A 10048-nucleotide genomic window follows, 5' to 3' on the forward strand; every position below is an offset into this window, starting at 1 on the left:
CTGCATCCGGCCACGCTGCTGCCTGCCGTGCGCAGCGACATTCCGGTCTTCGTTGGCTCCAGTAAAGATCCAAAGGCGGGCGGGACGCTGGTCTGCAAGAAAACCGAGAACCCGCCGCTGTTCCGCGCGCTGGCCCTGCGTCGTAAGCAGACGCTGGTTACCCTGCACAGCCATAATATGCTGCACTCCCGCGGATTCCTGGCGGAAGTGTTTGGCATCCTGGCACGCCACAATATCTCCGTGGACCTGATCACCACGTCAGAAGTCAGCATTGCGCTGACGCTCGACACCACCGGCTCCACCTCTACCGGCGACACCCTGCTGACGCAGTCGCTGCTGATTGAGCTTTCCGAGCTGTGCCGCGTGGAGGTGGAAGAAGATCTGGCGCTGGTTGCCATCATCGGTAATAAGCTGTCGCGCGCGTGCGGCGTGGGCAAAGAGGTGTTCGGCGTGCTCGACCCGTTCAGCATCCGCATGATTTGCTACGGCGCCTCCAGCTACAACCTCTGCTTCCTGGTCCCTGCCGATCAGGCCGAGCAGGTTGTGCAGAAACTTCATCAGAATTTATTTGAATAAAATTCGTTAGCACGATAAACATTATCCATAAGCCGGGCACAGACCCGGCTTTTTTATAACAAAACAACACGACAATACTGCAAGGAATTCACTATGCTCTCCGCTATCACCCGGCTGTTCCCGTTATGGGCGCTGCTGCTCTCCGTACTCGCGTATTACACTCCCACCACGTTCACGGGCATTGGTCCGTGGGTCACCACGCTACTGATGCTGATTATGTTCGGCATGGGCGTGCATCTAAAAATTGACGATTTCAAACGCGTGCTGTCTCGCCCGGCACCGGTTGCCGCAGGGATTTTCCTGCACTACCTGGTGATGCCGCTCGCGGCCTGGCTGCTGGCGATGGCCTTTAAGATGCCGCCCGACCTTTCCGCCGGGATGGTGCTGGTGGGGAGCGTCGCCAGCGGCACGGCATCTAACGTCATGATCTATCTGGCGAAAGGCGACGTGGCGCTCTCCGTCACTATCTCTTCCGTTTCCACGCTGGTGGGCGTGATTGCCACGCCGCTGTTAACCCGCCTGTACGTGGACGCGCATATCCAGGTGGATGTGATGGGCATGCTGCTCAGCATTCTGCAAATCGTGGTGATCCCGATTGCGCTGGGACTGGTGATCCACCATCTCTTCCCGCGGGTGGTGAAAGCGGTTGAGCCGTATCTGCCCGCGTTTTCGATGGTCTGCATACTTGCCATTATCAGCGCCGTGGTAGCCGGTTCCGCATCGCACATTGCTTCAGTGGGCTTTGTAGTGATCGTCGCGGTTGTGCTGCATAACACCATTGGTCTGCTGGGCGGATACTGGGGTGGAAAGCTGTTTGGTTTCGACGAATCCACCTGCCGCACGCTGGCGATCGAAGTGGGGATGCAGAACTCTGGCCTGGCGGCGGCGCTGGGTAAAATTTACTTCTCACCGCTGGCGGCGCTACCGGGAGCGCTGTTCTCCGTCTGGCACAACCTGTCCGGTTCGCTGTTAGCAGGGTACTGGTCCGGTAAGCCGATTGATGACCAACCGAAAAAAGATGCGGTGAAACAGGGTTAATTGAGCCGGCTTGCTTTACACTGAAGCCTCCCCATCAGGAGGCTTCAGCAATGGCTACACCACGTTTGACCCAGAAAGACATGACCGAAGCCGAGCAGCGCGAACTTAAAACGCTTCTCGACCGCGCCCGCATCGCGCATGGCCGCACGCTGACGAACGCCGAAACCAATCAGGTTAAAAAAGAGTACATCGATAAGCTGATTGTGCAACGTGATGCCGCGGCGAAAAAAGCCCGCAAGCTGAAAAAAGAGCAGGCGTATAAACCCGACGCAGAGGCGACTTTTTCCTGGTCCGCCAGCACATCAACCCGTGGAAGGCGCTAATCAGCGCCCTTTCTTTTTGCGCCCCGGCTGGGTAAAGCGTTTTCCGTTGCCCGGCTTGCCTCGCCCTTTCTCTTCCGCCTGCGGTGCCTTCACCACCGGACGCTTAATCGCCTGCGTTTTCGGTTTGGCTTTAGCTTTCGGCTTCGCTTCGGACGAGGAGTTCTCGATAAGTTTGAACAGCTCGATCAGCTCATCATCCGTTAAGTCACGCCACTCGCCCAGCGGGATGCCAGACAGGCTGACGTTCATGATGCGCGTGCGTTCCAGCTTCGTCACTTCATAACCGAAGTACTCGCACATGCGGCGGATCTGGCGGTTCAGGCCCTGAACCAGCGTGATGCGGAACGCGAACGGTGCTTCTTTTTTGACTTTACACTTCTTCGTCACGGTGCCCAGAATCGGCACGCCAGCGCCCATTCCGCGGATAAACTCGTCCGTCACCGGCTTGTTCACCGTCACGATGTACTCTTTCTCGTGGTCGTTACCGGCACGCAGAATTTTGTTGACCAGATCGCCGTGGTTGGTGAGGAAAATCAGCCCCTGAGAGTCTTTATCCAGACGGCCAATCGGGAAAATGCGGCTGCTGTGGTTCACGAAATCAACAATGTTGTCCCGCTCGCCATCTTCCGTGGTGCTGACAATCCCAACCGGTTTGTTCAACGCGATAAACACCAGGTCTTCGGCATCACGCGGTTCGATGACCTGACCATTCACTTTCACCACATCGCCAGGTACCACCTGATCGCCAATGGTGGCGCGTTTGCCGTTAAGAAACACGTTACCCTGTTCAATGTAACGGTCAGCCTCGCGACGTGAGCAGATCCCGCTCTCGCTAATGTATTTGTTTAATCGGGTTGATTGAGTTGGCAGCATAGTTTCTCCTGTGAAGGGCGAAATATACCTTACCTTGCGCCTGACAAAAAAGTCCTAGTAACCGCTGATCAGAAAATCGAGTGCATCCCGCAATGAAGCACTGCTGTTAGTAAGATCGGCAACGCGTTCACCTAACTCTTTTAGCGATATGCCTGCCATCATGTGCATCATCACCACGCAGGGTTTTCCCGCGACCTCAACGGCGGGAGCGACCAGTACATGCTTCATCAGAACGACCTCTGAAAGTCACTAAAGGAGCCGTTTTCATCAACCCACTGGTTAATGGCGTCAATAGAAGCTTTATTTTCTTCAAGCCACTCTGCGCGCCGATGTTCACGAAATTGCTCCTGCAAAGCCGCCGTTAGCACGGCAGAAAGGTTAAGTTTAAGCCTTCGCGCCTCTTCAAGGATGTCCGGCGACAGGGAAACATTCACTGATTTTTTGATACTATTAGCACCGCGCATGAGAACCCCCTTTGGAATGCGCATGAACTGGCGAAGTGTAGCGTAATAATTGAGCATCTCCTATTCCCTTAAAAATGTAAGGGTTGAAGAATAAATTGCTCTTTATGGGGAGTCACGCCTCACAGAACCGTTTTGCGAGGCGCTTTCAGAGATTAATACTCATCCCGCTCATCGTCTTCATCCGGTTGCTCCATCACGCTGTACGCCACCGCGCAGAACAGCGAGTTGAGACGTTTCATATCGCCCAGCAGCCCCAGGTGGAGCGAGCTGGTTTCGATACTCTGCACGTTCTGCTGGTGCAGACGCTCAACGTGGGCGTGCGAGTAGCGCCGGTTGAGGATGCGGAAACGGTGCTTGTTGCGGCGCAGGCGGCGAGCGCTCGGCACGTCGCTGGAGAAGAAGACCGACATCGCCAGCTTCAGGTTGCTGACCAGCTGTTCGTGCAGCGCTTCCAGCTCCTTCAGCCCTTCGACAGAAAACGCCCGACGTGCGGCCAGGGATTTGTCTGCGATTTCACTGCCCATACGCTCGACAATATCCGAAGCCTGCTCCAGGTTAAGCGACATCTCAATGATTTCCGCCCAGCGGCGCGACTCCTCTTCCGCCAGCTCGTCCTGCGGGATCCGCGCCAGATAGAGCTTGATGGCGGTATACAGCACGTTGATATCGTCCGCCAGCCTGCGCAGCTCTTTTTCTTCGCGCGGCTCGCCGTGCATCACCTTTTGCAACCCTTCCAGCATGGTTTCCATCGCGTCACCCATGCGCAGCGTTTCGCGGGCGGCATTGGCGATAGCCAGCGCGGGCGTGTCCAGCACCGAGGTGTCCAGATGCTTCGGTTTAAGGCGCGCGTCCAGCTCCGGTTCATCACGAATTAGCCGCTCGCAGAAGCGGGCCATCGGCGCGGCAAACGGCACCATCGCCAGACAGCGTACCAGGTTGTAGAAGACGTGGAAGTAGATCACCAGCTCCGCTTTCGGCAGAGAGAGGTTGTCCATCAGGTTCGCCAGCGGGTGCACAAACGGCAGAATGATCAGGCTACCCACCAGCTTGAAGAGCAAACTCCCCAGCGCCACCCGGCGGGCGGCAGCATTGGCTGCGCTGTTGTTAAGCATCGCCAGCAGGCCAGAGCCAAGATTCGCACCGATGACCAGGCATAGCGCCACCGGGAAAGAGATCGCGCCCGCAGCGGTTAGCGTGGCCGTCAGCAACACGGCCGCCAGGCTGGAGTAGCTGACAATGGCAAACACCGCGCCGATCAGCGCATCCAGCATAATATCGCCGGTTAACGAGGCGAAAATGACCTGCACACCGTTGGCCTGGGTAATCGGCGTAACTGCCTGCACAATCAGCTCCAGCGCCAGCAGGATCAGCCCGAGGCCAATACCGACGCGGCCAAGCTGCCCGGCACGGCTTTGCTTACGGCCGAGGAAGAAAATGACGCCAATAAAAATCAGCAACGGCGACAGCCAGGAGAGATCGAAGGTCAGGATACGTGCCATCAGCGCGGTACCGACGTCGGCGCCAAGGACAATCACCAGCGCCGGGGCGAGCGCCACTAGATCCTGCGCCACGAACGAGGTGACGAGCATAGTGGTGGCGTTGCTGCTTTGCACCAGCGCCGTGACGCCAATACCCGCACAGAAGGCGAGCGGCTTCTTCTCAACGCTGCCGCTGAGAACGGTACGTAAACGTGCGCCAAACACGCGCATCACGCCGGTACGAACGATATGGGTGCCCCATACCAGCAGTGCGACTGCGGAGAACAGGTGTAACAACGTCAACACAGTGGGTTTTCCTCATTATCGTTATTCATTTTCCTTAGGTTCAGTATAAGGGTTTAAACGTAAGAAAGAGACAAGGCACCATAGCGGTGCCCTGTTTGTTGTAAGGAAAAGTGACGTTAGTCTGCGTCGTAGCCTAAATTCGGCGCTAGCCAGCGTTCCACCTCTGACACGCTCATGCCTTTTCGCAGGGCGTAGTCTTCAATCTGATCCCGCTGAAGCTGTGCCACGGCGAAGTACTTGCTGTCCGGGTGGCTGAAATACCAGCCGGAAACGGACGCGCCCGGCCACATGGCGAACGACTCGGTAAGTTTCATGCCGGTATGCGCTTCCACGTCGAGCAGTTTCCAGATAGTGCCCTTCTCGGTGTGTTCCGGGCAGGCCGGATAGCCGGGTGCCGGACGAATGCCCTGGTAGTTTTCGCGGATCAGCTCCTCGTTGCTGAGATTCTCATTCGCCGCGTAGCCCCAGTGCACCTTACGTACGCGCTCGTGGAGGTACTCAGCAAAGGCTTCCGCCAGGCGATCGGCGATCGCTTTCACCATGATTTTGTTGTAATCATCGTGCTGTGCGTCGTACGCGTCCGCCAGCGCGTCTTCTTCCAGACCACCGGTTACGGCAAAGGCGCCGATATAGTCGGCTTTACCGGAGAGTTTCGGTGCGACGAAATCCGCCAGGCAGTAGTTGGCAAAGCCCACTTTCTCGGTTTGCTGGCGCAGATGGTGGCTCACGGCCAGCACATGGGTGCGGGTTTCATCGCGGTAAATTTCGACATCGTCGCCCACGCGGTTCGCCGGGAACAGCCCCACCACGCCGCGCGGGTTGAGGGCTTTCTCTGCGCTCAGTCTGTCGAGCATATCGTTGGCATCTTTAAACAGGCGTTTCGCCTCTTCGCCTACTACCTCATCTTCAAGAATGCGCGGATATTTGCCCGCCAGCGACCAGGTCATGAAGAATGGCGTCCAGTCGATGTAGTTACGCAGCGTTTCGATGCTGGCCGTCACGTCCTGCACGCCCAGACGGTGCGCGACCGGCGGCGTATAGCTGGACCAGTCGAACGCCAGATCGTTATCGCGTGCCGCCTGAAGCGAAACCGGCGGCGTGCGCGGTTTCTTACGTCCATGCTGAATGCGGACGGTTTCATACTCTTTGCGGGTGCGGGCGACAAAGTCATCGCGCTGGGTGTCAGACAGCAGCGCGGAGACCACGCCCACGGTGCGCGAGGCGTTTTGGACATACACCGTCGGCCCACTGTAGTTCTGCTCAATTTTCACTGCGGTGTGGGCTTTCGAGGTGGTTGCCCCGCCAATCAGCAGTGGAATAGTGAAGCCCTGGCGCTCCATCTCTTTTGCCACGTTGACCATTTCGTCCAGCGACGGCGTAATCAGCCCGGAAAGACCAATCAGATCCGCATTCACTTCGCGAGCGGTCCTGAGGATTTTATCCGCCGGGACCATCACGCCAAGATCGATAATTTCGTAGTTATTGCATTGCAGTACCACGCCGACAATGTTTTTGCCGATGTCGTGCACGTCGCCCTTCACGGTGGCAATGACCATCTTACCGTTACTGGAGCCCTTCTCTTTGCTGGCTTCGATAAACGGCTCAAGATAAGCCACGGCCTGCTTCATGACGCGGGCGGATTTCACCACCTGCGGCAGGAACATTTTGCCCTCGCCGAACAGATCGCCGACCACGTTCATGCCGTCCATCAGCGGCCCTTCGATCACTTCAATCGGACGGGCCGCCTGCTGACGCGCTTCCTCGGTATCCTGCTCAATGAACTCAGTAATGCCTTTTACCAGCGAGTATTCCAGACGCTTTCTCACATCCCAGGAACGCCATTCGGCCTGCTGAACGTTGGCTGATTCGTCAGCTTTACTGCCGCGGTATTTTTCCGCCAGATCCAGCATGCGTTCGGTGGCGTCGTCGCGACGGTTGAGGATCACATCTTCTACTGCGTCGCGTAGTTCTGCGGGCAGGTCGTCGTAAATCGCCAGCTGTCCGGCGTTAACGATCCCCATGTCCATCCCGTTGCGGATGGCATAGTAGAGGAACACGGCGTGGATGGCCTCACGCACCGGGTCGTTGCCGCGGAACGAGAACGAGACGTTCGACACGCCGCCGGAAATTAGCGCATGCGGTAGCTCGCGTTTGATGTCTTCACACGCGCCGATAAAGTCCTGGGCGTAGTTGTTGTGCTCTTCAATGCCGGTTGCGACAGCAAAGATGTTCGGGTCGAAAATAATGTCTTCCGGCGGGAAGCCCACCTCTTCGGTCAAAATTTTGTACGCCCGGCGGCAAATCTCAATTTTGCGCTCGCGGGTATCGGCCTGGCCCACTTCATCGAAGGCCATCACCACCACGGCGGCCCCGTAGCGACGCACCAGCTTCGCGTGGTGGATAAAGGTATCGACGCCCTCTTTCATTGAGATGGAGTTAACGATGCCTTTGCCCTGAATGCACTTCAGCCCCTTTTCGATGACGTCCCATTTGGAGGAGTCAATCATGATCGGCACGCGGGCGATATCCGGCTCACCGGCAATCAGGTTGAGGAAACGCACCATCGCCGCTTCGGCGTCGAGCATCCCCTCGTCCATGTTGATATCGATGATCTGCGCCCCGCTCTCCACCTGCTGGCGGGCAACGTCCAGCGCTTCGCTGTACTTCTCTTCTTTGATCAGGCGCTTGAACTTCGCAGAACCGGTCACGTTGGTACGTTCACCCACGTTCACAAACAGGCTGTCGTCGCCGATGGTCAACGGCTCAAGGCCGGACAGACGGCAGGCTACCGGAAGCTCGGGTAACTTGCGCGGTGCAAGCCCGGCGACGGCGCGGCTCATGGCGGCGATGTGCTCCGGCGTGGTGCCGCAGCAGCCGCCGACGATGTTGAGGAAGCCAGATTCGGCCCACTCGCGGATTTGCGCCGCCATGGTGTCGGCATCCAGATCGTACTCACCGAACGCGTTCGGCAGACCGGCGTTCGGGTGGGCGGTGACGTAGCACTCTGCGATGCGCGAAAGCTCCTGCACGTACTGGCGCAGCTCGTCCGGCCCCAGCGCGCAGTTCAGGCCGAAGGAGAGCGCTTCGGCATGGCGCAGAGAGTTATAAAACGCTTCGGTTGTCTGGCCGGAAAGCGTGCGCCCCGAGGCATCGGTGATGGTGCCGGAAATCATGATCGGCAGGTCAACGCCCAGCGCCTCAAATTCCTCTTTCACCGCGTAAATTGCAGCTTTGGCGTTGAGAGTGTCGAATACGGTTTCAATCAGGATCAGGTCGGAACCGCCTTCCACCAGCGCTTTAGTGGACTCACGATACGCGGCCACCAGTTGGTCAAAGGTGATATTGCGGAAGGCTGGATCGTTCACGTCCGGAGAAATCGACGCGGTGCGGTTGGTCGGGCCTAGCACCCCGGCAACATAGCGCGGCTTGTCCGGCGTGCGGGCCGTCCACTCGTCGGCGCAGGCGCGGGCGAGTTTCGCCGCTTCAAAGTTGATCTCCGCCGACAGGGATTCCATCTGGTAATCCGCCATGGCGATGGTTGTCGAGTTGAAGGTGTTGGTTTCTACAATATCCGCACCCGCTTCGAAGTAGGCGTTGTGGATATCCCTGATGACAGAGGGTTTGCTCAACACCAGCAGGTCATTGTTTCCTTTCAGGTCACAAGGCCAGTCGGCAAAGCGCTCGCCACGGAAATCGTCTTCACTCAGACGATAGCCCTGGATCATGGTGCCCATGCCGCCGTCCAGCACCAGAATTCGTTCATTTAACTGCGCACGCAGTTGCTCTACTTTGCTGCTCACACTTGCTCCCGACAACGTTCAACATGGCCAAAAGGCTGCGTTCCATACTGGCATAATCTCTAAGGGTCGAAAAGTCACACAGCGGTAACATGAGACATGTTCACTATCACTCCTCCGATCAGTCAGGAAAGCGGTTGCAAAACCACCAAATAAAACGAAAATGATTTCCACGATACAGAAAAAGGAGTTCGTCATGGTTACGACCGTTCCCGCTAAACGCGGCAGAAAACCTGCTGCAACCACCGCTGCACAACCTGGCGGACAGGTTCAATCCCTGACGCGCGGCCTGAAGCTGCTGGAATGGATAGCCGAATCGCATGGTAGCGTGGCCCTGACGGAGCTGGCGCAGCAGGCGGGACTGCCGAACTCCACCACTCACCGCCTGTTAACCACCATGCAGCAGCTGGGCTTCGTACGTCAGGTGGGCGAGCTGGGTCACTGGGCGGTTGGCGCGCATGCCTTTATCGTCGGCAGCAGCTTCCTGCAAAGCCGCAACCTGCTGGCGATTGTCCACCCGATTCTGCGCAAGCTGATGGAGGAGTCCGGCGAGACGGTAAACCTGGCCGTGCTGGATCAGAGCGATCATCAGGCGATTATCATCGACCAGGTGCAGTGTACGCAGCTGATGCGCATGTCCGCACCGATTGGCGGCAAGCTGCCGATGCATGCCTCTGGCGCAGGGAAAGCGTTTCTCTCGCAGCTTAGCGAAGAGCAGGTGACGGGTCTGCTGCACCGTAAAGGTCTGCACGCCTACACCCACGCCACCCTGGTGTCGCCGGTGCATCTGAAAGAAGATCTGGCTCTGACCCGCAAGCGCGGCTATTCGTTTGATGACGAAGAACATGCCCTCGGGCTGCGCTGCCTCGCGTCCTGTATTTTCGACGAACACCGCGAGCCGTTTGCCGCCATCTCCATCTCCGGGCCGATTTCACGTATGACCGACGACCGCGTCACCGAGCTGGGTGCGCTGGTGATTAAGGCCGCGAAAGAGGTGACGCTGGCGTATGGTGGGATTCGCTAGGATTGAGGGCGGTCTGGTGCCCTCACCCCGGCCCTCTCCCACAGGGCTGAGGGTTCCCCACAAATTAATGCGAGCACTGAGCAATCCCCTCGCCCCTCCGGGGAGAGGGTTAGGGTGAGGGGAACATACGGCGGTGGTGGTCATTCCGTTCACTTTATGTTCCTTGCTA

Annotated in this window: 8 protein-coding genes and 1 pseudogene; 4 read left to right on the plus strand and 5 right to left on the minus strand. The window is 57.6% G+C overall.

The features are described from left to right. The 3 genes and pseudogenes from HP459_RS17605 to HP459_RS17615 form a co-directional block, all read left to right on the plus strand. A pseudogene (locus tag HP459_RS17605) lies at positions 1 to 576 on the plus strand (ACT domain-containing protein); the annotation flags it as partial. Between the two features lie 93 nt (positions 577 to 669). Further along, complete coding sequence (gene panS, locus HP459_RS17610; protein ID WP_023295757.1) at positions 670 to 1614, plus strand: ketopantoate/pantoate/pantothenate transporter PanS; 945 nt, start codon at positions 670 to 672, stop codon at positions 1612 to 1614. A 50-nt stretch (positions 1615 to 1664) separates the two neighbouring features. After that, the gene (locus HP459_RS17615; protein ID WP_171936555.1) at positions 1665 to 1937 is read left to right on the plus strand and encodes a DUF3811 domain-containing protein; all 273 of its coding nucleotides are present in this window, start codon (positions 1665 to 1667) and stop codon (positions 1935 to 1937) included. Here HP459_RS17615 and rluF read toward each other — a convergent pair whose 3' ends face one another. From rluF to metH, 5 genes are all read right to left on the minus strand, one after another. Then, positions 1938 to 2810 carry a 23S rRNA pseudouridine(2604) synthase RluF gene (rluF, locus tag HP459_RS17620; RefSeq protein ID WP_022646725.1) on the minus strand — a complete coding sequence of 291 codons (873 nt, stop codon included), beginning with the start codon at positions 2808 to 2810 and terminating at the stop codon, positions 1938 to 1940. Positions 2811 to 2864: 54 nt separating this feature from the next. Next, on the minus strand, positions 2865 to 3038 hold the full coding sequence (locus HP459_RS17625; protein WP_022646724.1) for a CcdB family protein: 174 nt from the start codon (positions 3036 to 3038) through the stop codon (positions 2865 to 2867). Then, positions 3038 to 3331 (minus strand): type II toxin-antitoxin system CcdA family antitoxin, encoded by a 294-nt coding sequence (locus tag HP459_RS17630; protein WP_161177843.1) that lies wholly within the window; start codon positions 3329 to 3331, stop codon positions 3038 to 3040. The genes HP459_RS17625 and HP459_RS17630 overlap by 1 nt, the downstream gene beginning before the upstream one ends. A gap of 95 nt (positions 3332 to 3426) precedes the next feature. Then, positions 3427 to 5058, minus strand: coding sequence for a Na/Pi cotransporter family protein (locus HP459_RS17635; RefSeq protein WP_171936556.1), 1632 nt, complete (start codon positions 5056 to 5058; stop codon positions 3427 to 3429). A gap of 116 nt (positions 5059 to 5174) precedes the next feature. Beyond that, a complete protein-coding gene (gene metH / locus HP459_RS17640) occupies positions 5175 to 8858 on the minus strand; it encodes a methionine synthase (protein ID WP_171936557.1) in 3684 nt (1227 codons plus the stop codon). Between the two features lie 193 nt (positions 8859 to 9051). On the opposite strand from metH, the gene iclR reads away from it, so the two are divergent. Further along, a complete protein-coding gene (gene iclR, locus HP459_RS17645; RefSeq protein ID WP_022646720.1) occupies positions 9052 to 9879 on the plus strand; it encodes a glyoxylate bypass operon transcriptional repressor IclR in 828 nt (275 codons plus the stop codon). Positions 9880 to 10048 lie beyond the last annotated feature (169 nt).

It is taken from the genome of Enterobacter sp. CM29 (assembly GCF_013179605.1).
Classification (GTDB): domain Bacteria; phylum Pseudomonadota; class Gammaproteobacteria; order Enterobacterales; family Enterobacteriaceae; genus Enterobacter; species Enterobacter intestinihominis.

Excerpts from the sequence above, each read along its gene's own strand:
- rluF (WP_022646725.1), bottom strand. The coding sequence starts at position 2,810 with ATGCTGCCAACTCAATCAACCCGATTAAACAAATACATTAGCGAGAGC.
- HP459_RS17630 (WP_161177843.1), bottom strand. The coding sequence starts at position 3,331 with ATGCTCAATTATTACGCTACACTTCGCCAGTTCATGCGCATTCCAAAG.
- iclR (WP_022646720.1), top strand. The coding sequence starts at position 9,052 with ATGGTTACGACCGTTCCCGCTAAACGCGGCAGAAAACCTGCTGCAACC.
- panS (WP_023295757.1), top strand. The coding sequence starts at position 670 with ATGCTCTCCGCTATCACCCGGCTGTTCCCGTTATGGGCGCTGCTGCTC.
- HP459_RS17625 (WP_022646724.1), bottom strand. The coding sequence starts at position 3,038 with ATGAAGCATGTACTGGTCGCTCCCGCCGTTGAGGTCGCGGGAAAACCC.
- HP459_RS17615 (WP_171936555.1), top strand. The coding sequence starts at position 1,665 with ATGGCTACACCACGTTTGACCCAGAAAGACATGACCGAAGCCGAGCAG.